The sequence below is a fragment of the Cupriavidus sp. UGS-1 genome (genome assembly GCF_021213615.1).
Classification (GTDB): domain Bacteria; phylum Pseudomonadota; class Gammaproteobacteria; order Burkholderiales; family Burkholderiaceae; genus Cupriavidus.
On sequence record NZ_JAJQJF010000013.1, the window covers coordinates 88,705 to 111,671 of the forward strand.

Annotated in this window: 18 protein-coding genes; 12 read left to right on the forward strand and 6 right to left on the reverse strand. The window is 67.3% G+C overall.

Going from position 1 to position 22,967, the window contains the following annotated elements:
* The first annotated feature begins 8 nt into the window (after positions 1–8).
* The gene (locus LRR16_RS17075) at positions 9–1,157 is read left to right on the forward strand and encodes a CaiB/BaiF CoA-transferase family protein (protein WP_232206608.1); all 1,149 of its coding nucleotides are present in this window, start codon (positions 9–11) and stop codon (positions 1,155–1,157) included.
* Between the two features lie 111 nt (positions 1,158–1,268).
* Here LRR16_RS17075 and boxA read toward each other — a convergent pair whose 3' ends face one another.
* The 3 genes from boxA to boxC all read right to left on the reverse strand — a co-directional run bounded on the left by boxA (position 1,269) and on the right by boxC (position 5,885).
* On the reverse strand, positions 1,269–2,558 hold the full coding sequence (gene boxA / locus LRR16_RS17080) for a benzoyl-CoA 2,3-epoxidase subunit BoxA (RefSeq protein WP_232206609.1): 1,290 nt from the start codon (positions 2,556–2,558) through the stop codon (positions 1,269–1,271).
* Positions 2,559–2,666: 108 nt separating this feature from the next.
* Positions 2,667–4,094 carry a benzoyl-CoA 2,3-epoxidase subunit BoxB gene (boxB, locus tag LRR16_RS17085; protein WP_232206610.1) on the reverse strand — a complete coding sequence of 476 codons (1,428 nt, stop codon included), beginning with the start codon at positions 4,092–4,094 and terminating at the stop codon, positions 2,667–2,669.
* A 132-nt stretch (positions 4,095–4,226) separates the two neighbouring features.
* A complete protein-coding gene (gene boxC, locus LRR16_RS17090) occupies positions 4,227–5,885 on the reverse strand; it encodes a 2,3-epoxybenzoyl-CoA dihydrolase (RefSeq protein ID WP_232206611.1) in 1,659 nt (552 codons plus the stop codon).
* A gap of 395 nt (positions 5,886–6,280) precedes the next feature.
* On the opposite strand from boxC, the gene LRR16_RS17095 reads away from it, so the two are divergent.
* The 10 genes from LRR16_RS17095 (at position 6,281) to LRR16_RS17140 (ending at position 19,006) form a co-directional block, all read left to right on the forward strand.
* Positions 6,281–6,775, forward strand: a complete 495-nt coding sequence (locus LRR16_RS17095) for a DUF4863 family protein (RefSeq protein ID WP_006575749.1) — start codon at positions 6,281–6,283, stop codon at positions 6,773–6,775.
* Entirely contained in the window at positions 6,772–8,340 is a 1,569-nt protein-coding gene (locus LRR16_RS17100; RefSeq protein WP_232206612.1) for a 3,4-dehydroadipyl-CoA semialdehyde dehydrogenase, read from the forward strand. The genes LRR16_RS17095 and LRR16_RS17100 overlap by 4 nt, the downstream gene beginning before the upstream one ends.
* Before the next feature lie 71 nt (positions 8,341–8,411).
* Positions 8,412–10,145: a benzoate-CoA ligase family protein gene (locus tag LRR16_RS17105; protein ID WP_232206613.1), complete on the forward strand. Its 1,734-nt coding sequence runs from the start codon at positions 8,412–8,414 to the stop codon at positions 10,143–10,145.
* The gene (locus LRR16_RS17110; RefSeq protein ID WP_232206614.1) at positions 10,142–10,948 is read left to right on the forward strand and encodes an alpha/beta fold hydrolase; all 807 of its coding nucleotides are present in this window, start codon (positions 10,142–10,144) and stop codon (positions 10,946–10,948) included. The genes LRR16_RS17105 and LRR16_RS17110 overlap by 4 nt, the downstream gene beginning before the upstream one ends.
* Positions 10,949–11,233: 285 nt before the next feature.
* Positions 11,234–12,586, forward strand: coding sequence for an MFS transporter (locus LRR16_RS17115; protein ID WP_232206615.1), 1,353 nt, complete (start codon positions 11,234–11,236; stop codon positions 12,584–12,586).
* A gap of 178 nt (positions 12,587–12,764) precedes the next feature.
* Positions 12,765–13,706, forward strand: a complete 942-nt coding sequence (locus tag LRR16_RS17120) for a VOC family protein (protein ID WP_232206616.1) — start codon at positions 12,765–12,767, stop codon at positions 13,704–13,706.
* A 144-nt stretch (positions 13,707–13,850) separates the two neighbouring features.
* A complete protein-coding gene (locus tag LRR16_RS17125; RefSeq protein ID WP_006575754.1) occupies positions 13,851–15,317 on the forward strand; it encodes an MFS transporter in 1,467 nt (488 codons plus the stop codon).
* Positions 15,318–15,497: 180 nt separating this feature from the next.
* Positions 15,498–16,385 carry a LysR substrate-binding domain-containing protein gene (locus LRR16_RS17130; RefSeq protein WP_232206617.1) on the forward strand — a complete coding sequence of 296 codons (888 nt, stop codon included), beginning with the start codon at positions 15,498–15,500 and terminating at the stop codon, positions 16,383–16,385.
* A 26-nt stretch (positions 16,386–16,411) separates the two neighbouring features.
* Positions 16,412–17,518 (forward strand): nitronate monooxygenase family protein, encoded by a 1,107-nt coding sequence (locus tag LRR16_RS17135; protein ID WP_232206618.1) that lies wholly within the window; start codon positions 16,412–16,414, stop codon positions 17,516–17,518.
* A 69-nt stretch (positions 17,519–17,587) separates the two neighbouring features.
* Positions 17,588–19,006: a 3-deoxy-D-arabino-heptulosonate 7-phosphate synthase gene (locus LRR16_RS17140; RefSeq protein WP_232206619.1), complete on the forward strand. Its 1,419-nt coding sequence runs from the start codon at positions 17,588–17,590 to the stop codon at positions 19,004–19,006.
* Positions 19,007–19,035: 29 nt separating this feature from the next.
* Here the strand turns inward: LRR16_RS17140 and LRR16_RS17145 are convergent, their stop codons facing one another.
* Together LRR16_RS17145 and LRR16_RS17150 are read right to left on the reverse strand one after the other, a co-directional pair.
* The gene (locus tag LRR16_RS17145; protein WP_064574039.1) at positions 19,036–20,004 is read right to left on the reverse strand and encodes a tripartite tricarboxylate transporter substrate binding protein; all 969 of its coding nucleotides are present in this window, start codon (positions 20,002–20,004) and stop codon (positions 19,036–19,038) included.
* 25 nt (positions 20,005–20,029) lie between these two features.
* Positions 20,030–21,175, reverse strand: a complete 1,146-nt coding sequence (locus LRR16_RS17150) for a pyridoxal-phosphate dependent enzyme (protein ID WP_232206620.1) — start codon at positions 21,173–21,175, stop codon at positions 20,030–20,032.
* A gap of 137 nt (positions 21,176–21,312) precedes the next feature.
* Here LRR16_RS17150 and LRR16_RS17155 point away from each other — a divergent pair, with 137 nt between their 5' ends.
* Positions 21,313–22,242, forward strand: a complete 930-nt coding sequence (locus LRR16_RS17155; RefSeq protein WP_232206621.1) for a LysR family transcriptional regulator — start codon at positions 21,313–21,315, stop codon at positions 22,240–22,242.
* Here the strand turns inward: LRR16_RS17155 and LRR16_RS17160 are convergent.
* Positions 22,220–22,636, reverse strand: coding sequence for a VOC family protein (locus LRR16_RS17160; protein WP_232206622.1), 417 nt, complete (start codon positions 22,634–22,636; stop codon positions 22,220–22,222). The genes LRR16_RS17155 and LRR16_RS17160 overlap by 23 nt on opposite strands.
* Positions 22,637–22,967 lie beyond the last annotated feature (331 nt).

Sequence of the window (22,967 nt, forward strand, 5' to 3'; positions counted from 1 at the left end):
TCCCGGCAATGACATCGGCCAAGCCATCGAACGAGCCATCGGCCAAGCCGGACTGGTCCTGCCTGAAGGACGTCAGGATCATCGATCTGAGCCAGCTGCTGCCCGGCCCGCACGCGACGCTGCAGTTGCAGCAGCTGGGCGCCGAGGTGATCAAGGTCGAGCGGCCCGGCGTCGGCGATACCTCGCGCGCGTTGAGCGCCTCGGTGTTCGCGCAGTTCAATCGCGGCAAGCGCTCGGTCGCGCTCGATCTGCAGCAGGCCGAGGGACGGGCGGCCTTTCTCGAGCTCGTGCGCGATGCCGACGCGGTGGTCGAGGGCTTTCGTCCCGGCGTGATGCAGCGACTCGGCCTCGATTACGCCGAGCTGGCCAAGGCCAATCCGGCCATCGTGCTGTGCTCGATCTCGGGCTTCGGCCAGACCGGGCCCTATGCCGACCATGCCGGCCACGACCTGAACTATCTGGCGCTGGCCGGCTACTGGGCCGCGCCGGTACAGGTGCGCGACAAGGTCGCGCGGCCGCGCGTGCGGGTGTCCGACTATGCGGCCTCCAGCTACGCGGCGCTGGCACTGACCGTCGCCATCCTCAGCGCGCGCCAGCACGGGCGCGGCCAGCATCTCGATGTCTCGATCCACGATGCGATGCTGTCGTGGACCGCCCACGGCGCCTGGGCCGCGCAACAGCATGCCGACGCCCCGCTGCGCTCTCCCACAGTGGTGCCGGAGAACGATCTGTTCGAGACGCGCGACGGCCGCCATCTGGCGCTCGGCATTCTGGAGAACAAGTTCTGGCTGAACCTGCGCGACGCGTTGGGCGACAAATTCCCGTCGCTGAAGGACCCGCGCTTCGCCGAGCGGGCCGGTCGCCAGCGCCACAAGGTCGAGGTCAACGCGCTGCTGGCGCAGATCTTCGTCAGCCGCACGCTGGCGCAATGGCTCGATCTGCTGGCCGGCGTCGATCTGCCGATCTCGCCGGTGCTGAATGCCGAAGAGCTGCTGCAGGACCCGCACGTGCAGGCACGCGGCACGATTCGTGCGGTGTCGGACCCGGACCAGGATCGCATCGCGGTCCGTTTTCCGGTGCGCTTCTCGCTCGGCCTGCCCGATGGCGACGACCATGTCGCCGATCTGGGCGAGCATCGGCCCAGCTGGACCGACTAAACGACTAAACGACTAAACGATTAAACGATTAAAAGAACAAGGCCGGCGCCGCGTTTGCGCGGCGGCCGGCCCTGTGAACCTCCGAAGCCCCGGTCAGGGCAATACGCAAGCTCAGTACGTCTCCAGATGCAGCCGCCCTTCGCGCTTCAGCGAAGCGGCCACCGCCTCCCAGTCCAGACCGGCCTGCTCGGAAATATCGCGCAGCGCCAGCACCACGCCCTCCTCCATGCTCTTCAGCCCGCAGACATAGAAATAGCTGTCCGGATCGGCGAGCAGCTGCGCCAGGTCGGCGGCGCGTTCGCGCATCAGGTCCTGCACATAGCGCTTGGGCTGGCCCGGCGTGCGCGAGAACGCCAGGTTGATATCGATGAAGTCCTTCGGCAGGTTCTGCAACGGACCGAAGTACGGCAATTCCTCCTGCGTGCGGGCGCCGAAGAACAGCATCAGCTTGCCGCCGTCGAACTTGCCCGACTTGCGCAGCCGGCGGCGCCATTCGGTCATCGCCCGCATCGGCGCGCTGCCGGTGCCGGTGCAGATCATCACGATATTCGAGCGCGGATGGTTCGGCATCAGGAAGCTGTTGCCGAACGGGCCGATCACCTCGACCGTGTCGCCAACCTGCAGGTCGCACAGGTAATTCGAGGCCACGCCCCGCACCGGATTGCCCTGATGGTCCTCGAGCACGCGCTTGATCGTCAGCGACAGGTTGTTGTAGCCCGGCCGCTCGCCATTGCGGGGGCTGGCCACCGAGTACTGCCGCGCATGGTGCGGGCGACCCTGCTCGTCGACGCCCGGCGGCACGATGCCGATCGACTGCCCCTCCAGCACCGGGAACGGCATCGCGCCGAAGTCCAGCACCAGATGATGGGTGTCGTAGTCGCGCCCGACCTCGGTCACGCGCACATTGCCGACCACGGTGGCCGTGACCGACTTGATCGCCGACTTCGGCCCGTACAGATTGGTGTAGCAATGCGCGGCCGACCACGGCGGCAGCGTCGCACCGTACTGCGCGCTGTTGAACGGCGCGATCTGCGCCAGCGCGGGATCGACCGGCTCCTCCACCGCCTCCAGCGCCTGCGCCTCGGCAATTGCCTCGGCGCCCACGCCGCTGGCGGCCAGCTGCTCGCTGCTCAGTTCGTCGGGCAGCGTGTCCCAGCCGAGCTGTTCGTCCAGCGTATAGGGCCGCGTGCGCGGCACCATCCGCCAGTTGTCGATCGAGCCGGTCGGGCACGGCGACACGCAGGCCATGCACAGATTGCACTTGTCGGCGTCGACCACGTAGTTGCGCGAATCGTGCGTGATCGCGCCGACCGGGCAGGTCATCTCGCAGGTATTGCAGCGAATGCAGATCTCGGGGTCGATCAGATGCTGCTTGATGATTTGCATGTCTGCCATATCCATGGCCGTCTCCAGATGCTGCCGCGGCTCGGCGCTGCGTTCGGTCACGCGCGGTCGCTGTCGTTGTTGCTGGCGCTGTTGCGCCGATATTGCCGTTGCTCTCGCCGTCGCTCAGTTGAACCGCACGTATTCGAAATCCACCGGCTGGCGATTGACACCCATCGCCGGCGGCGCGATCCAGTTGGCGAACTTGCCGGGCTCGACCACGCGGCCCATCAGGCTGGCGACAAACGCCCGATCGTCTTCGGTCGGCAACCACTGGCCGACATTGGCCTGCCATTCGGCGTCCGAAATCACGCGGCCGTCCGGCGACACCTTGACGCCGGCCAGCGCGCCGATATTGCGGTGGAAGGCCTTGTGCGGAACCTTCAGTCGGAACGGAATGCCGGCCTTGTCGATCACGCGGTTCCAGCGCTCGACGCCGGCCACGCTGTCCTTGATGTAGTCGTCGCGCAGCACCTCGTTCAGCGCGTTGAGCATCGGCACTTCCTTCTCGACCAGCTGGCCGCCGGCGGCCTGCAGCACGCGATAGGTGCTGTCCTTGAGCAGATGGTCGTCGTTGCGCTTGCCTTCCTCGAAACGGCCCTTCAGGCCGGTGCTGTAGAAGGTCGCCGCATTGCTGGACTCGTCGGCGCCGAACAGGTCGATGGTCACGCTGTAGTGGAAGTTCAGGTAGCGCTGGATCGTCGGCAGGTCGATCACGCCGGCGGCGCGCAGCTTGCCCGGATCGTCGGTCTTCAGCTCGTTCATCACCTGGCAGGTGCGCTGGATCACGCGCGACACGCCCGATTCGCCGACGAACATGTGGTGCGCTTCCTCGGTCAGCATGAACCTGGTGGTGCGGGCCAGCGGATCGAAGGCGCTCTCGGCCAGCGCGCACAGCTGAAACTTGCCGTCGCGGTCGGTGAAGTAGGTGAACATGAAGAACGACAGCCAGTCCGGCGTGCGCTCGTTGAACGCCTGCAGGATGCGCGGGTTGTCCTGCTCGCCGCTGCGCCGCTCGAGCAGCGCCTCGCCTTCCTCGCGGCCGTCGCGGCCGAAGTACTTGTGCAGCAGATAGACCATCGCCCACAGGTGGCGGCCTTCCTCGACATTGACCTGGAACAGGTTGCGCAGGTCGTACATGCTCGGCGCGGTCAGGCCCAGATGGCGCTGCTGCTCGACCGAGGCCGGCTCGGTATCGCCCTGCGTCACGATGATGCGGCGCAGGTTGGCACGGTATTCCCCCGGCACGTCCTGCCAGGCGTCCTCGCCCTTGTGGTCGCCGAAATGGATCTTGCGGCCCTGCTCCGCTGGATTCAGGAAGATGCCCCAGCGATAGTCCGGCATCTTGACGTAGCCGAACTGCGCCCAGCCCTGCGGATCCACGCTGGTCGCGGTGCGCAGGTAGACGTCGAAGTTCTGCGAGCCGTCCGGGCCCATGTCGTTCCACCAGCTCAGGTAGTTCGGCTGCCACTGCTCCAGCGCGCGCTGCAGCGTGCGGTCCTCGCTGAGGTTGACGTTGTTGGGGATCTTCTCGCTGTAGTTGATACCGGACATCGTTGGTCTCCCGGTGATATGTCGCTGTGTCGTTGCCATCCCTGTCGCCCCCGCGAACGCGGGGGCCCAGTGGCTTGCTTTCTGCGTCGCTGAAAGCCGCTGGGTCCCCGCTTTCGCGGGGACGACATCCAGTCAGACGCGGTTCCAGTCGAATGCCGCCTTGTCGCCCTTGCCGTAGACCTTCAGCGCGCCCTTGTCGCCGACGGCATTGGGCCGCTGGAAGATCCAGTTCTGCCAGGCGGTCAGCCGCCCGAAGATGCGCGTGAACATGGTCTCCTGGCCGTTGAAGCGCAGGTTCGCCTCCATGCCGGTCAGCGCGTCGGGCGACATCGCCACGCGTTCCTCGATCGCGATGCGCAGCTCGTCGGCCCAGTCGATGTCGTCCGGGTTCGAGGTCGCCAGGCCGAGCGCGAAGGCGGCGTCCGCATCGAGCGGCTGGCCGGCCTTGGCGCGCACCGCTTCCAGCGCCGGCGCTTCGTCGTAGAAGCGGCGGCCCAGGCGGCTCTGGCCGGTGGCCATCGGATAGAGGCCGAAGTTGGTTTCGCCGACGGTAATCTTTGGCGCGCGGGCCTCGTCGTCGGGCAGCGCCAGGTGGTAGATGCGATCGCAGGCCAGCGCCAGTTCCAGCAGCGAGCCGGCGAAGCAGGTGCCCTCGTCGACCAGCGCGAACAGGCTGCGCGATGACACATCGAGGCGGCTGAACGTGCGGCGCAGCAGCCCGATGGTCTCGCGCACCAGCCAGTGGTCGCGATGCGCCAGCAGCGTGGCGTCCATCCGCAGCACGGCTTCCGCGTCGCCGGCGGTCTTGATCAGCCAGGTACCGATCCCCAGCTCATTGGTGCGCATCGACAGGATCGCGTCCTCGAGCTCGCGCGCCAGCTGCAGCGGATACCAGGCCGCACCGGCCTCGGCGATCGCGGCCGGCGTCTCCGGCTGCGGGCCGCGCGGCGCGTGGATCGTGAAGGTCGCGGTACGCGCGGCGCGATCGATCTGCACGTCGACGTAGCCATAGCGCAGCGCATCGGCCTCGACGGTGCGCTCCAGCGGCGTCAGCGCGATGCCTTGCGCGTCGGCGGGGCGATCGCTCTGCGCGGCCAGCGCCAGCGCACGCTCCTGTACCTTCTGCGCGAACACCGCCGGCTTGGCGATGTCGTCGACCAGGCGCCACTCCTTGGCACGCTGGCCGCGCACGCCTTCGGTGGTGGTGCAGAAGATATCGGCCAGGTCGTGGCGCACATGGCGCTTGTCGGTGACGCGGGTCAGGCCGCCGGTGCCGGGCAGCACGCCGAGCAGCGGCACTTCGGGCAGGCTGACGGCCGACGAGCGGTCGTCGACCAGCAGGATCTCGTCGCAGGCCAGCGCCAGCTCGTAGCCGCCGCCGGCGCAGGCGCCGTTGACCGCGGCGAGGAATTTCAGGCCGCTGTGTTTCGAGGAATCCTCGATGCCGTTGCGGGTCTCGTTGGTGAACTTGCAGAAGTTGACCTTCCACGCGTGGCTGCTGACGCCGAGCATGAAGATATTGGCGCCGGAGCAGAACACCTTGTCCTTGCCGCTGGTCACCACGACGCTGCGCACTTCGGGATGTTCGAAGCGAATGCGGTTCAGCGCGTCATTCAGTTCGATGTCGACGCCGAGGTCGTAGCTGTTGAGCTTGAGCTTGTAGCCGGGACGCAGGCCGGCGTTCTCGTCGATATCGAGCACCAGCGTGGCGACCGGTCCATCGAACCGCAGCTTCAGGTGCTTGTATTGGGAGGGGTCGGTCTGGTAGTCGACGCGGGGGACCTGGGTCACGGCATTGTCTCCTGTTCTCTGTGCTGACATCGCTGTCTGTTCAGCCTGTGCGCCTCGTGCGGTAAAGCACGATAGTGCATGGATTGGACTCCGATGTCACGCATCATAGTGCATCATCTCGATCGACGTCAAGAATTATTGTGCATGTACTCGGATAGCGGCCATGCTGCGCTTTACTTCATATAGTGCACGCAGGCGGCGTGGCCGCAGGCCCACAACAACATCAGCTTTCCTTCGCGCGCGCAGTCTTTGCCTAGCGCATCCGTCGACACTCCTGCAATATAGTTCTTGACAGCGCCGGCGTCGACCTCTATGGTTCGCCCATGCACAATAATGCATCAAAAGCCGACGTGCAAACCGGTTAGGTTTTCCCCGACGTGACGGAGCACTTGCCGATGTCCCCCACCCTCCCACCGGCCGCCCAGGCCTTCCGCCAGCAATTGGCCGAACTGACCGCCCGCCTGGCCGGCCGTCCGCTCGACGCCGCGCTCGATGCCTGGCTCAACGCCGAATACGGCCCCGATACCGAGCCCTACCGCGCGCTGAAGGCCGCCTGCGAAACCGGCGTCGCCGAAGGCTGGCTGTGCGATCGCGAAGGCGGCGGTATCCGCTATGGCCGCATCTTCAAACCCGCCGACGACCTGCACGGCTTTTCGGTCGACGTGGTCGACATGAACGATATCGCCGGCCCGCATCACACCCATCCCAATGGCGAGATCGACCTGATCATGCCGATCGAGGGCGAGGCCCGCTTCGACGGACGGCCCGCCGGCTGGCTGGTCTGCCCGCCCGGCAGCGCGCATCGCCCCACGGTGTCGAACGGGCGCGCGCTGGTCCTTTATCTGCTGCCCGAAGGGCGCATCGAGTTCACCCGACAGGAGGCAGCATGAGCGGGTCGCTACCGAGCTATCTGGCCGGCCGCTGGCAGCATGGCAGCGGCAAGGGCGCGGCGCTGTTCGATCCGGTGCTCGGCGATGAACTGGCGCGCGTCGATGCCACCGGGCTCGATCTGGCCGAGGGCTTCGCCTTTGCACGCGAGCAAGGCGGCGCCGCGCTGCGGGCGCTGACGTATCGGAAGCGCGCGCAACTGCTGGGCGCGATCGTGCAGGTGCTGCAGCAACACCGCGACGCCTACTACGAGATCGCGACCGCCAACAGCGGCACGGTCAAGCGCGATTCCGCGGTCGATATCGATGGCGCGATCTTCACGCTGGGCAGCTATGCGAAGCTGGGCGAGACGCTCGGCGACCGGCGCTATCTGCTCGATGGCGAGGCGGCGCGGCTCGGCAAGGACCCGTTGTTCCAGTCGCAACACGTGCTGGTGCCCACGTGCGGCGTCGCGCTGTGCATCAACGCCTTCAACTTCCCTTCGTGGGGCCTGTGGGAGAAGGCCGCGCCGGCGCTGCTGTCCGGCGTGCCGGTGATCGTCAAGCCGGCCACGTCGACCGCCTGGCTGACGCACCGGATGGTCCACGATGTAGTCGAGGCCGGCATCCTGCCGCCGGGCGCGCTGTCGATCGTCTGCGGCAGTGCCGACGGCTTGCTCGACGCGCTGGAGCCCTTCGACGTGGTGTCGTTCACCGGCTCGGCGCAGACCGCCGCGCGGATCCGCTCGCATCCGGCGATCGCCCAGCGCTCGGTGCGCGTCAATATCGAGGCCGACAGCGTCAACTCGGCGCTGCTGCTGCCGCGCGAGGCCGGCGGCGACGATGCGCTGCCGCTGCTGGCCGCCGAAGTCGTGCGCGAGATGACGGTCAAGTCGGGACAGAAATGCACGGCGATCCGCCGCGTGCTGGTGCCCGAGTCGCTGTACGACGCGACTGCGGAAGCCATCGCCGCCAGGCTGCGCGAGATCACCGTCGGCAACCCGCGCAACGCCGACGTCCGCATGGGGGCGCTGGTCAGCCGCGCGCAGCTGGCCACGGTACGCGAGGGCCTGGCGCAATTGCAGGCGCAAACGCAAACGCTGCACGATGGCGCGAACCAGCCGTTGATCGACGCCGACCCGGCCGTGGCCTGCTGCATCGGTCCGACGCTGTTGGGCACCCGGGATCCCGACGGCAACGCGCTGGTCCATCAGATTGAGGTATTCGGCCCGGTCGCCACGCTGATGCCCTATCGCGAGCGGCAAGGCGAGGATGGCATCGACGCCGGCCATGCGTTCGAGCTGGCACGCCGCGGCGAAGGCTCGCTGGTTGCGTCGCTCTATGGCAGCGACCCCGCGGCACTGGCCGCCGCGGCGCTTCAGCTGGCCGACAGCCACGGCCGTGTCCACGTGATCTCGCCCGATGTCGCGCAACTGCAGACCGGCCACGGCAACGTCATGCCGCAATCGCTGCATGGCGGCCCCGGCCGCGCCGGTGGCGGCGAAGAGCTGGGCGGTCTGCGCGCACTGAACTTCTACCATCGCCGCAGCGCCGTGCAGGCCAGCACGGCGCTGCTGGATCGGCTGTAAGGAGACACGCAGTACCAGTACCAGTATTTGCCGTATCGCAAGCATTCGTAGAACAGATGGGGAGACAACGCATGGCAGCCGCGACGACGACTACCGCGACCACGATCACGACAGGCGCACCGGGCTCCGACCCGCCGCCGGTGGTGGCGCCCACCACGCCCTTCAACTTCGCCCAGTATCTGCTGGACGCCAACAAGCATCGCGGCGACAAGACCGCCTATATCGACGACCACGGCCGGCTGCGCTACGACGAACTCGCCGAACGCATACGGCGCTTCGCGACCGCGCTGCAATCCCTCGGCGTGCGGCGCGAGGAACGCGTGCTGCTGCTGATGCACGACTGCAGCGACTGGCCGGTCTGCTTCCTCGGGGCAATCTACGCCGGCATCGTGCCGGTCGCGGTCAACACGCTGCTGACGCCGAATGACTACGCCTACATGCTGCGGCACAGCCGCGCCCGCGCGGCGCTGGTGTCGGCGGCGCTGCTGCCGGTGCTGGAGCAGGCGATGGCGAAGGCGATGGCGGAAGGCGGCCATGAGGTCGACCACGTGATCGTGTCGCGCCCGGAGGGTGCGCTGCCCGCCGGCACGGGCTCGCTCGATGCGCTGATCGCCGAGCACGCGCCGCAGCCCTCGGCGGCGGCCACCGGCCCCGATGACCCCGGCTTCTGGCTGTATTCCTCCGGCTCGACCGGCCGCCCCAAGGGCGTGCTGCACAGCCAGGCCAATCCGTACTGGACCGCCGAGCTCTATGCCAAACCCATTCTCGGCCTGACCGAGCACGACATCTGCTTCTCGGCGGCCAAGCTGTATTTCGCCTACGGCCTGGGCAACGGCCTGACCTTCCCGCTCAGCGTCGGTGCCACCGTGGTGCTGATGGCCGAGCGCCCCACGCCCGAGGCAATCTTCCGGCGCTGGCTCGACCACCGCGCCACGGTGTTCTTCGGCGCGCCGACCGGCTATGCCGGCATGCTGGCCTCCCCCGCGCTGCCCGCGCGTGAACAGGTGGCGCTGCGGCTGTGCTCCTCGGCCGGCGAGGCGCTGCCCGCGGAGCTGGGCCAGCGCTTCACCGCGCATTTCGGCTGCGAGATCATCGACGGCATCGGTTCGACCGAGATGCTGCATATCTATCTGTCGAACCGCCCGGGCCAGGTCCGCTACGGCACCACCGGCTGGCCGGTGCCCGGCTACACCGTCGAACTACGCGACGAGGAAGGCCGGCCGGTACCCGATGGCGAGGTCGGCGACCTCTATATCCAGGGACCGAGCGCGGCGCTGATGTATTGGGGCAACCGCGACAAGTCGCGCGAGACCTTCCAGGGCAGCTGGACCAAGAGCGGCGACAAGTACGTGCGCAACGCCGATGGCACCTACTGCTATGCGGGCCGCAGCGACGACATGCTGAAAGTCAGCGGCATCTATGTATCGCCGTTCGAGGTCGAGGCCACGCTGATGCAGCATCCCGCGGTGCTCGAAGCCGCGGTGATCGGCGTCAATGACCCGCAAGGGCTGACGCGCACCAAGGCCTTTGTCGTGCTCAAACCCGGCACGCAGTGCGGCGACGACGAACTGAAGGCCTTCGTCAAGGAACGGCTGGCGCCCTACAAGTACCCGAGGCTGATCGAGTTCGTCGATAGCTTGCCAAAGACCGCGACCGGCAAGATCCAGCGCTTCCGGCTGCGCGAGCGGGAACAAGAGCAAGGGCCAGGGCAAGATCGGCGGCAAGGCGAGTGCGGCGCCGACGCGGTCGGATCGAACGTGCTGATTGCTTCCGACGGGCAACTGGCCCTGGCGGGGCTGCAATGAGCGCGCCGGTCGAATTCGCCGAGATCGACTGGGCCGGCCGCCCGGTGCGGATCGAGTACCAGCGGCTGGGCGAGCGGAACGCCGGCGCTCCGCTGCTGATCTTCCTGCACGAGGGCCTGGGCTCGGTGGCGATGTGGCGGGACTTTCCGCAGCGCGTCTGCGAGGCGCTGGGCTGCCGCGGCCTGGTCTATTCGCGGCCGGGCTATGGGCGCTCGACGCCGCGGGCCGCCGACGAGGTGTGGCACCCGAATTTCATGCACCGCCAGGCGCACGAGGTATTGCCTGCCCTGCTGACGGCGCTCGGCATCGATGCCGAGGCCGAGCCACCCTGGCTGCTGGGACACAGCGATGGCGGCTCGATCGCGCTGCTGTACGCCGCCCGCTTTCCGTCGCGCGTGGCCGGGACCATCGTGCTGGCGCCGCATATCCTGGTCGAGGACCTGTCGGTCTCCAGCATCGAGAAGGCGCGCGAAGCCTATCTGAACACCGATCTGCGCCAGCGGCTGGCGCGCTATCACGACGACCCGGACTCGGCATTCTGGGGATGGAACGGCATCTGGCTGCATCCGCCGTTCCGCCACTGGTCGATCGAGGCCGAGATCGCCGGCATAACCTGCCCGCTGCTGGCGGTGCAGGGGCTCGACGACGAGTACGGCACGCTCGAGCAGATCCGCGGCATCGCGCGCCGCGTACCGCAGACGCGCCTGCTCGAGCTGCCCGACTGCGGCCATTCGCCCCATCGCGACCAGCCGGACGCGCTGATCGCGGCGATCGTCGATTTCGTCGGCGAGACGGTGCAGTAGGGCCCATTACATCTGTCGCCCCCGCGATTCCCACTGTCGCCCCCGCGAAAGCGGGGGCCCAGCGACTTCAACCACGGCCGAAGCAGAGCCGCTGGGTCCCCGCCTTCGCGGGGACGACGAATGGGTGCATCAACGACTTTGACTGTCGCCCCCGCGAAAGCGGGGGCCCAGTGGCTTCAACCACGGCCGAAGCAGAGCCGCTGATTCCCCGCCTGCGCGGGGACGACGGCGTATTCAGATCCACGATGACAAGCGAGCCGTCCGAGCTCGGCAAAGGAGACAACCATGCGTCAAATCGACGTCCACCAGCTGGCCGACGAGGCCCGCTTCAACCGCTTTCATGGGCTCGTGCTGTTCTGGTGCGCGCTGATCATCATCTTCGACGGCTATGACCTCGCCGTGGCCGGCATCGCGCTGCCGTCGATCATGCAATCGATGGGCGTCGATGCGACGCAGGCCGGCTTCATGGTCAGCTCCGCGCTGTTCGGCATGATGTTCGGCGCGATCTTCCTCGGCACCATCGCCGATCGAATCGGCCGGCGCTGGGCCATCGCCATCTGCATCCTGCTGTTCTCCGTATTTACCGCGGCCGCGGGCTTTACCAGCGATCCGGTGACGTTCAGCGTCACGCGCTTCCTGGCCGGCCTTGGCATCGGCGGCGTGATGCCCAACGTCGTCGCGCAGATGACCGAGTACTCGCCGCGCAAGATCCGCGGCACCATGGTCACGCTGATGTTCAGCGGCTATTCGGTCGGCGGCATGCTGGCCGCGGTGGTCGGCAAGGGCCTGATCGAGAGCTACGGCTGGCAATCGGTGTTTATCGCCGCCGGACTGCCGGTGCTGCTGATCCCGATGGTGATGAAGTCGCTGCCGGAATCGATGCCCTTCCTGATCCGCGCCGGACGCCTGGACGAGGTCAAGAACGTATTGAGCCGCCTCGAATCGGCGTATCGCCCGCAAGCCGACGACCGCTTCGCGTTGCCCGAGCTGAAGGCCGGCGAGGCGCCGATCGGCAAGCTGTTCCAGGATGGCCGCGGCTTCAGCACCGTGATGTTCTGGGTCGCGTTCTTCATGTGCCTGTTCATGGTCTACGCACTGAGCTCGTGGCTGGCCAAGCTGATGGCCAGCGCCGGCTACAGCCTGGGCTCGGCACTGACCTTCGTGCTGGTGCTCAATTTCGGCGCGATGATCGGCGCGGTCGGCGGCGGCTGGCTGGCGGACCGCTTCAACATCAAGCACGTGCTGGTCGGCATGTATGCGCTGGCGGCGGTATCGATCACGCTGCTCGGCTATCCCGTGCCGACGCCGATGCTGTTCGTGCTGGTCGGCCTGGCCGGGGCATCGACGATCGGCACGCAGATCGTGACCTACGCCTATGCCGGGCAGTTCTATCCGATGGCCGCACGCGGCACCGGCATCGGCTGGGCCTCGGGCGTGGGGCGCAGCGGCGCGATCCTCGCGCCGATCGTGATCGGCATGCTGGTCGGCATGGCGCTGCCGCTGCAGCAGAACTTCGTCGCCATCGCGATTCCCGCCGTGATCGCCGCGCTCGCGGTCTCGATGATCGACCACCGGCGTTCGGCCTCGGCCAGCCACCAGACGACGCTGGGCACGCCGGCGCCGGCGGTGCAGAAGTAGCACGGCGCGGCAAGCTCAAACTGGCAATCCCCAGGGGACCTCCCGCCCTGGGGATTTTTTTATGAGGCGGCTTTGTCGATCGCACGAGGGGCGACTACTCTGGAGTTTTGTCGCGAAAAACGGCGGCCGACATGGCGCCGTTTCGCATTTTGAAACGCCTGAAAAGGAGCCTGGGGACATGACCACGCCCGTCACCGCGCCTGTCACTCTTATTCCGCACCTCTGGTACGACCGCGAGGCAGTGGAAGCGGCGCGCTTCTATGTATCGGTATTTCCGGATTCGGCCGTCGATTTCGTCACGCAGATCCACAATACGCCCTCCGGAGACTGCGATATCGTGCGGTTCACGCTGTGCGGCCAGCCATTCATGGCGATCTCCGCGGGGCCGATGTTCCGCTTCAATCCGTCGATTTCCTTCTTTGTCTACTTCGATCCGGGCCGCGATCCGCAGGCGCGCGAACGGCTCGACGCCACGTGGGAGAAACTGACCGACGGCGGCCAGGCGCTGATGCCGCTCGACGCCTATCCGTTCAGCGAACGATTCGGCTGGGTGCAGGACCGCTATGGCCTGTCCTGGCAGCTGATGCTGACCGATCCCTCCGGCGAATCCCGTCCGCCGATCGTGCCGGCGCTGATGTTTTCCGGCGAAGCCTGCGGCAAGGCCGAGGCAGCAGGCGAGTTCTGGCGCGAGATCTTCCCCGGCTCGCAGGCCGGGCAACTGGTCCGCTACGGTCCCGGCATGGAGCCCAATCCGGCGGGAACGGTGATGTTCTCCGATTTCCGGCTCGGCAATACCTGGATGGCAGCCATGGACAGCGGCTTTCCGCATGGCTTCAGCTTCAACGAGGCCATCTCGTTCATGGTGCACTGCGAAGACCAGGCGACCATCGACCGCTACTGGTCCAAGCTATCCGCGGTACCGGAAGCCGAGGCGTGCGGCTGGTGCAAGGATCCGTTCGGCGTCTCCTGGCAAATCGTGCCGGCCGACATGGAGACGCTGATGCGCTCCGGCGACCAGGCGGCCATCGATCGGCTGGTGCAGACGATGCTGCCGATGAAGAAGCTCGATGTCGCGTCGCTGCGCTCGGCCTTCGAGGGAAGCACCGGCGGCGGGGCTTGAGACATGGGACGCGAATCGCCGAGGCCAGAATTCCCGCGTCCTTAAAGATATAACAATAAGTCATTTGGATCACCGATCGTGCTGGCGTAGCATTCGCCGCGCCGCCGCCCTGCCGGTGCGGCGCATGCTCCCATCACGATTCCCATGTCCGTCGACCTCACCCTCTCCCCCGCCGAAGCGCAACAGGCGACCGCCAGCGCTGCCCCACCGAACAAAGCCGTCATCCGCTCCGCCGCCGATGTCTCGCAACTGGTCAACCAGGGCGGCGCCCAGGCCAGCAACGCCCGCATGGTGGTCGCGATCGCGCTGGGCGGCGTGTTTCTCGACGCGTACGACCTCGGCGCGCTGGCCTTCGGCCTGAAGGACGTCACCCGCGAGTTCAACCTGACGCCGGCCGGCACCGGCATGGTCGCGTCCGCGATCACCTTCGGCGCGATCGTCGGCGCCTTCCTCGGAGGCTATTTCACCGACCGCATCGGCCGCTATCGCGTCTTCATGGCCGACATGCTGTTCTTCGTGGTAGCGGCGATCGCCTGTGCGCTGGCCCCCAATGAATACGTGCTGGCCGGCGCCCGCTTCGTGATGGGCCTGGGCGTCGGCATCGACCTGCCGGTGGCGATGGCCTTCCTCGCCGAGTTCTCCAAGCTGCAGGGCCGCGGCAACAAGGCCGCGCGGGTGGCGATGTGGTGCCCGACCTGGTATGCGGCGATCTGCGTGTCCTATCTACTGGTGCTGCTGTGCTACGCGGTCCTGCCCGAGTCGCACAGCGGCCTGCTCTGGCGCATCATCCTTGGCTTCGGCGCGGTGCCGGCGCTGGTGATCATCGCGGTGCGCAGCAAGTACATGAGCGAATCGCCGGTGTGGGCGGCCAACCAGGGCGACCTGGAAGGCGCCGCGCGGATCCTGAAGCGGTCCTATGGCATCGACGCGGTGGTCGCGCCCGATGCAGTGGCCAAACCGGCCAAGCGCGCGGCGTCCTGGGGCAACTACGCGGTGCTGCTGCAGGGCGTCTACCGCAGCCGCACGGTGCTGGCGACGATCATGTCGATCGCCTCGTCGTTCGCCTATAACGCGGTCGCGTTCGGCCTGCCGGTGATCATCGCCAGCTTCCTGGCGCAGACGATGCTGAACACCATCCTGATCTCGCTGGCGCTGAACCTGCTGTTCGCCTTCGTCGGCGGGCTGATCGGCGTGCGGCTGGTGCCGCGGGTCGGTGCGTGGAAGCTGACGGTGGTCGGCTACGCGTTCCAGCTGGCCGCGCTGGTCGGCCTGGCGCTGGTCGGCAAGCCCGACGGCGTGACCGAAGTGGTGGCGGCGATCGCGCTGCTGGCCGTGTTCCTGCTGGGCCAGGGCTTCGGTCCGGGCGCGCATACGATGACCTATGCGTCGCTGAGCTACCCGACCTCGCTGCGCGGCGTGGGCGTCGGCTTCAACCAGACGCTGATGCGCGCCAGCTCCACGCTGTCGCTGTTCCTGTTCCCGGTACTGGCCGCGGCACTGAGCACCAAGGTGTTCTGGGTCATCGCACTGGCTCCGCTGGCCGGCCTGCTGGCGCTGCTGGCGATCCGCTGGGAGCCGGCGAACTACGATGTGGATGCAGAGGATTTCTGATCGGGCCTAGGGGGGCCGGCCACGCCGGGCCACCCTGCCGATTGCTTCAGGAGGGAGAACGCGTACTGCGTTCTCCCTTTTTGCTTTGTGGGCCGCCTTGACTTATCGATCTCGATACAGGATATTTAATCCGTATTCATTCCTTAATTGAGAACGGCTCGATACGCCGCGCCGCATCCGATGGAACTGGCCGAACTGGAAATCTTCCGCGCCGTGGCGCAGGAGCAAAGCGTCACGCGCGCCGCGCGCGCGCTCGATCGCGTGCAGTCCAATGTCACCACCCGCATCAAGCAGCTGGAGGACAGCCTCGGCGTCACGCTGTTCCAGCGCGACAGCAAGCGGATGACGCTGACCGCCGAAGGGCAAAAATTGCTTGGCTATGCGGAGCGGCTGCTAGCGCTGGCCGAGGAAGCGCGGCAAGCGATGCGGCACGATGTTCCCACCGGCAAGCTGCGGCTGGGCAGCATGGAAAGCGCCGCGGCCGCCCGCCTGCCCAAACCGCTGGCCCGCTATCACGCAAGCTATCCGCTGGTCGACGTCGAGATCCGCACCGGCACCGCCCAGGCGCTCGCCGATGCCGTCGCCTCGCACCAGCTCGACTGCGCGATCGTCGCCCATCCGGGCATCGGTTCGCCACGCCAGCTGTCGATGGAAGACATGGCGCCGGGCCTCGAAGGCGCATTCCTGTTCACCGAAGAACTGGTGTTGGTACTGCCCGCCAGCCATCCACGCGTGCGCCGGCCGCAGGACGTCACGCTGCGCACGCTGGCCGGCTTCTCGCGCGGTTGCACGTATCGCCGCTGCGCGGAGGAATGGCTCGCGCAAGCCGACGAAGCGCTGCGCCGCAACCTGACGGTGCGCGAGATGCCGTCCTACCACGCGATCCTGGCCTGCGTCAGCGCCGGCTCGGCCTTCGCCATCCTGCCGAAGTCCCTGCTGGCCCTGCATCCGGACCGCGACGACTTTCACACCGTGCCGGTGCGATCCGCGCATACCTTCCTGGTCAAGCGCGCCGGCTTCACCACCGCCGCCTACGAGGCATTGCTGCACGAGCTGCGACAAGGCTAAGCGGCCCGATCCCGAAGGAGCATCCGATGTCCCCCTCTTCCGCTGCAAACGGCCTGCTGGCCCGGCTAGGCATGTCGACGCCGATCATCCAGGCCCCGATGGCAGGCGTGAGCACGCCGGCACTGGCCGCGGCCGTCTCCAACGCCGGCGGCCTTGGCTCGCTCGGCGTCGGCGCGATGAACGCCGATGCCGCCCGCCAGGCCATCCGCGACACGCGCGCGCTGACCGATCGCCCGTTCAACATCAATCTGTTCTGCCATGCGCCGGCCCGGGCCGATGCGCAGCGCGAGCGCGGTTGGCTCGACTATCTGGCCCCAAGCTTTGCCGAATTCGGCGCGACCCCGCCGGCCTCGCTGCGCGAGATCTATCGCAGCTTCGTCGCCGACGACGCGATGTACGAGATGCTGCTGGAAGAGAAGCCCGCCGTCGTCAGCTTCCACTTCGGCCTGCCGAAACAGGCATGGATTGACGCGCTGCGCGAGGCCGGCATCGTGCTGCTGGCGTCGGCGACGACGATCGCCGAAGCACGCCAGGTCGAAGCGGCCGGGATCGACGCCGTGGTCGCGCAAGGCATCGAGGCCGGCGGCCATCGCGGCGTGGTCGACACGCAGGCCTTCGACGAAGGCTTGGGCACGATGGCGCTGGTCCGCCTGCTGGTGCGCAAGACCAGCCTGCCGGTGATCGCCGCCGGCGGCATCATGGACGGTGCCGGCATCGCGGCCGCGCTGGCCTTGGGGGCCGTGGCCGCGCAGCTGGGCACCGCCTTCGTCGCGTGCCCCGAAACGGTGGCCGACGCCGCGTATCGCGAAGCGCTGCTGGCGGACCAGACGCGCCCCACAACGCTGACGCGCGCGATCTCCGGACGCGCCGCGCGCGGCTTCGTCAATCGATTCACCGAACTGGGCATCGCCGCCGACGCGCCCCCGATCCCTGATTACCCGATCACCTACGACGCCGGCAAGGCGCTGCACGCCGCGGCCAAGGCGAAGGGCAGCGCGGACTTCGCCGCGCAATGGGCCGGCCAGGCCGCACCGTTGGCACGTTCGCTGCCCGCGGCAGAGCTGATCGCGACGCTGAACGCCGAGCTGGACGACGTACTGGGGCACCTGGGCAACCTCGCACGCGCACGCTGAGCCAAGCGGTGTGGCGGCCGCCGGGACGGCGCGGCGCGTCCCGGTGCCGGCGTTGCTACCATTGCGCTCATGTCCCTGCCGCCACTGCCCGCCATGCTCGCCGACACGCTGCGCACCGTCGCACGGCGGTATCGCCTGCCGCCGATCGCTGCCGTAGCGGAGCGGATTCATGAGGCCAATCCGGCGACAGCGCTGGCGATCACCATCGAGCAGGCTCGCCTCGCGCTGGCGAACGGAGAAATCCCGGGCGCGGCGCTGAAGCATCTGTTCGTCGAGTCGCTCGCGCGCATGGTGCGCGAAGCGATCCGGCCGGATGCCGGCGATCCGGCATTCCAGGCGATGGCGCTTCGCCACCGGGTGGCCCATGTGCGCGAGTACGCGTCGCTTGCGGCCCGGGCGGATCAGGACCGCAGGGCCGTGCTGGCGGCCGTCAACGCGGTGGCGCACCCGAACAAGCAGCAGCGGATCGCGGCGCGTCGGCTGCGGGAGGCAATGGCGAAGCTCCATGCTGCTGCGTCCGCGTCAGCGTGGTCCGATCTGCAGGACGCCGTTCGCACTCTGCTAGCGATGCCGGAGATCGCCAACGACACGCCCGATCATCACGGCTTGATGCAACTGCTGGAAAGCCCCGCACTGCAGCGTTTGCGGCGGCTTGAAGCGCTGCTCTCGGACGAGCTCGTCCGCCAATATCGATCGCTGTGGGACCGTCAGGGTCCGCGCTCGGGAACCGCTACCGCGACGGCGCAGGGCGTCTCCTCGCGGCAGCGCGGGGCCGCCGTCGAAGCGCTGGCCGCACAGGCGCTGCGCGCGTTGGCGCAGCGGCTCAACGAACTGGAGGGCTCGTCGGCACCCTACCGCGTCGTCACCTCGATGCGCGTGCCGGCATCGCTGCCGGCCAGCCACGAGCGGGCGAAGACCGAATGGGATGCGGTGTTGCTGAGGCGCGCGGAGACAGCGCGCGAAAAGGCCGATGACGCCGGCGACGATACGCCGGCCTGGGACGTCTGCCTGCTAGTGGAAGCAAAAGCCTCGGCGGACGCCGCGACCACGGACCTGCCCCGGCTGCTGCGTGGCCTGCGCTTGCTCGCACATGCCGAAGAGCACGTCATCTATACGTTCCAGACCGAGCAAGGAGCGGTACGCCTTCGTGGTGCCGCGCTGCGTGCCCTGCCGACCGACGAAGCGGATCTTTCGAATCGGATCCTGTATTGCAGCGATGCGCCTGCCGAAACCACTCCGCGCATGCTGAGTGCCGCCAGCCGGATGCAGCTGTTGTCGGCACCCGCCACGCTCGCATTCGCCAGCAAGCTGATCGACCAGCAGCACGCGGATTCGCGCGACCTCGAGCCGGTCTGGCATCAACTGATCGAATCGCCGCAGTGGAGCGCCGTGCTGAATCAATACCGGACCCTGCGGCAAGTACGAGAGTTCATGGTGCACGCGGACGATCTGCTGGCGGCGATCGCCGAAACCGGCCGACGCGGCTGACTTATTTCGGCTGGCTTATTCCGGCTGACTTATTCCGGCTGAATTCCCGCCTGCTTGACCAGTGCCGCCCATCGATCGACCTCGCCGCGCAGCCGGTCGCCGAGCTGCGCGGGCGACGAGGCCTTCAGGTCGATGCCCTGGCTATCCAGGCGAGCCTTGGTCTGCGGATTGGCAAGCGCCGCACGTACCTCGTCGCCCAGCTTGCTGACCACGGTCGACGGCGTGCGTGCCGGTGCCACGATGGCCCACCACTGGCTGATCTGCAGCGACGGCAGCTTGGCCTCCGCGGCCGTCGGCACATTGGGCAGCGCCGGAATGCGCGCCGGTCCGGTCACCATCAACGCCGTGATCTTGCCCGCGCCAAGCAGGCTGCTGCCGCTTGCCAGCGTGGCGAAATGGCCGGCGACCAGCTGGGCCGACACGTCGGTCAGCGCAGGCGCGGAGCCCCGATAGGGGACCGCATCGATCGGCACACCGGCCTGCGCCTCGAACATCTTGGCCGCCAGATGGCTGATCGTGCCGTTGCCGCTCGTGGCCAGCTGCAGCGGCTTGCCCTGCTTGCGCGCATCGGCAAGGAAGCGCTGCGCCTCGCCGGCCCGATAGCGGGTGCTATCGGCGAACAGCACCAGCGGCGATTCCCCGAGCAGCGAAACCGGCGTGAAATCGCGCAGCAGGTCGTATGGCATCTGGCGGAACACGGCCGGCGCCACCGTATGCGCCAGTTCGATGACGCCCAGCGTGTAGCCATCCGGCGCCGCCTTGGCCACCGCCTCGGCACCGATGCGGCCCGAGGCCCCTGCCCGGTTCTCCACGACCACCGGCTGGCCCATCGACTCGCTCATTCGCTGCGCCACGGCGCGCGCCAGCGCATCGGTACTGCCGCCCGCGGCCCAGGGCACCACGATGCGAATGGGTTTTTCGGGATAGGCGGACATTGCCGCCGGCGCATGGGCAGTCAGGCAGATTGCGAGGGAGGCGATCAAATAGCGCAACGTCATGGGAAAACTCCAGCCAGTGTAGGGATCAGCTTTGCGCGGGGTCGCGATCGCCCCGTGCCGTCAACATCAGAAGAACCGATTGCGATGCGTCGATGCGCCCGTCGGCGCGCAGCGTTTGCGCCGCGGCAAGTCCTGCCCCCGCGCAGAGCTCGACCCAGAATCCCGCCGCCGCCAACGCGGCCGTGCCGGCACGGGCCGCCTCGTCGCCAACGACCACCGCGCCACCACCCGAACGCGTCACCGCCTGAACCTGCTGCGCGGTCACCGTCGAGCCGGCGGTCGAGAACTGCTGCGTCGCGCCCGCAAAATCGCCCTGCTGCGGCTCGCCGGCCAGCACCCGCGACAGCCGCGGAAACGGCTCGACCGCCCACAGCTTCGGCACGCGAGAGAGCCGCCGCGCCGCCACCAGATCGCGCAGCGCGCTATAGATGCCCCACAGCAGATCGCCACGCGCGGTCGGCACGATCACGTGGTCCGGCTCGCAGCCCTGGTGCGCCCATTCCAGCGCCGCGGCGCGATAGCCCTCGACCCCGAACACCGGGCTGCCCACCGCCGGAATGCTGTAGTTGGTCAAGGCGAACGCCCCATCATCCTGCACGCGGCGGCGCACATGCTCCCATCGCGCATGGCCGGTCTCGCAGACGATGCGTCGCGCCCCGTAGTAACGCAGCGCCGCATCGAAGATCGCCGGCAAATCGCGGTAAGTCGCGACTTCGCAGGCCAGGCCCGCCGCCGCACAGTAAGCCGCGGCCGATACCGCGGCATTACCGCTCGAGGCCAGCACCACTTCGCTCGCGCCAACCGCAATCGCGCGGCTCACGGCCTGGGACGACATGCGGTCCTTGTGCGAGCCGGTCGGATTCGCGCCTTCGTTCTTGATCCACAACGACGCAACGCCCGCCACCTCGGCCAGCGCAGGGACCGGCAGACAAGGCGTGTCGCCCTCGCCCAGCGTCACGCCATTCAGATACGGCAGGCAATGCCCCCAGCGATAACCTGTGCTTTTTGGTGCAAAATCGAACGCTCGCGCGTCGTAGACCGCCTCGACGCTGCTGGGCCGGCCCCGGCTGTGACAGGCCGGGCAGCCTTCCGGCAGGTCCGAAACGGGATAGATCGCCTCGCAGCTAATGCATTGCAGCGCGTGCAGCGCCGGATTCAGGGTCGGTTGCAAGGCAGGGAACGGCGTCGATGAACGGTCGAGGGACATGGCGATAGACAACGATTGCATAGGCCGAAGTCTACGGCGCGCCATGCTCCAGCGATGACAGCTGTCGTGGCTTTTTGATAAGACGAACTTATAGGGTCCACATGAAAGAGGCGGCCAGAGACACCGGCGAACCGTCCATCAGCGCCCGGCAGATCGAGGTATTCCGCATGGTCATGCGCCTCGGCTCCGCACGCCGCGCCGCCGAGGCGTTGCATATCAGCCAGCCGGCGGTCACCCAGACCGTGCTGCAACTCGAAAAGATCGCGCAGCTACGCCTGTTCGACCGCAGCAAGGGCCGCATGGTCCCGACCGCCGAGGCCGCCGCGCTGATGGACGAAGTCGAACGCGTCTATATCGGCCTCGACGCCGTCCAACGCAAGATCGACCTGCTCCGCCAGCACGAGGACACGGTGCTGCGCGTCGGCGCCCTGCACGCAATGGCCGCCAGCGTGATGCCCATGGCCGTCGCCAGCTTCTCGCACAACTATCCGCGCAGCCATTGCCGGCTCGAGGTAGACAGCTCTCGCGCGCTGCGCGAACGCCTGCTCCAACGCGAACTCGACCTGGCCTTCATGGGCGATGAGGTCGACACCAGCGGCCTGACGGCTTCCGAGTTCTACGCCGTGCCAGCCGTCTGCATCGTGCCCGCAACCCATCCGTTCGCGGCCCGCGCCAGAGTCAGCGTCACCGACCTGGCCGACGCCCCACTGATCGGCCTCGACGCCGCGGACCCGGCCCAACGGCAACTGGAAGCTGCCTTCGCCGAACACCATATCGCGCCCCGCTTCGTCGCGACGACGCCGTATAGCCATACGCAGTGCGCGCTGGTGCTGGCGGGGGCGGGGCTTGCGGTCACGAATCCGTTGGTTGCTCGGACCTATTTGGCGCTTGGGCTCAGGAGCGTTCCGTTTGCTGGGGCGGTTCGGTTTCGGGCGATTCTGGCGTTCCATCCCGGGCGCGGTCAGTCATCGGCGGCCCAGCATTTCGTCAGTCTTTGTCGGCAGGGGGTTAGGGATTTGGTGCAGCGGTAGGCTTAGCGTCGGCTTCCGGCTCGGCCTCGGGCTCGTGGCAAACGACTTCGATGTTGTGGCCGTCAGGGCCGATGACGAAGGCGGCGTAGTAGTTGGGGTGGTAGTGCGGACGTAGGCCGGGTGGGCCGTTGTCTTTGGCGCCGGCCTGAAGGGCTGCGCGATAGAAGGCTTCTACTTGCTGGCGGGTTTCGGCTTTGAAGGCGAGGTGGAGGTGGGCTGGTTTTTCGGTGGTTTGGAAGAGGCAGAGGGAGGGCTTGCCTGGGGGGCAGAGTTCGACGCCGTATGATGGGGGGCCTTCCGACGCCACCGTTACGCCAAGCGGCTCCAGCACCTTGAGGAAGAAGGCCTTGCTCGCGGTGTAGTCGGTGACGCCGAATTTCACGTGGTCGAACATGGGGCTCCTGAGCAAAGTTGGGGTGCGTGATGGCTAAAATCGACCGGAGTGCTTGCGCCCGGTTGTACGAGGTGGAACGGCCGTAGCGACCGGCCTGCTGAACCCCATTGAGTCAGACAACATATCGCCGCGAATTCAACGTACGAGTATCCGCTTTGGTCGAGAAGCAACGGATTGTCGGATAGCGGGAAGCGGCCATAACCGGCCACCTCCACGTCTCAAGGATGAGACTTTTCCCCTTCGGCTACGGCCATTCCATGCCAACAGAACTTGGTGCAAGCGGCTATAAGAAATGGAAGTTACTCCTTGATAAGATAAACGACGCCGACAC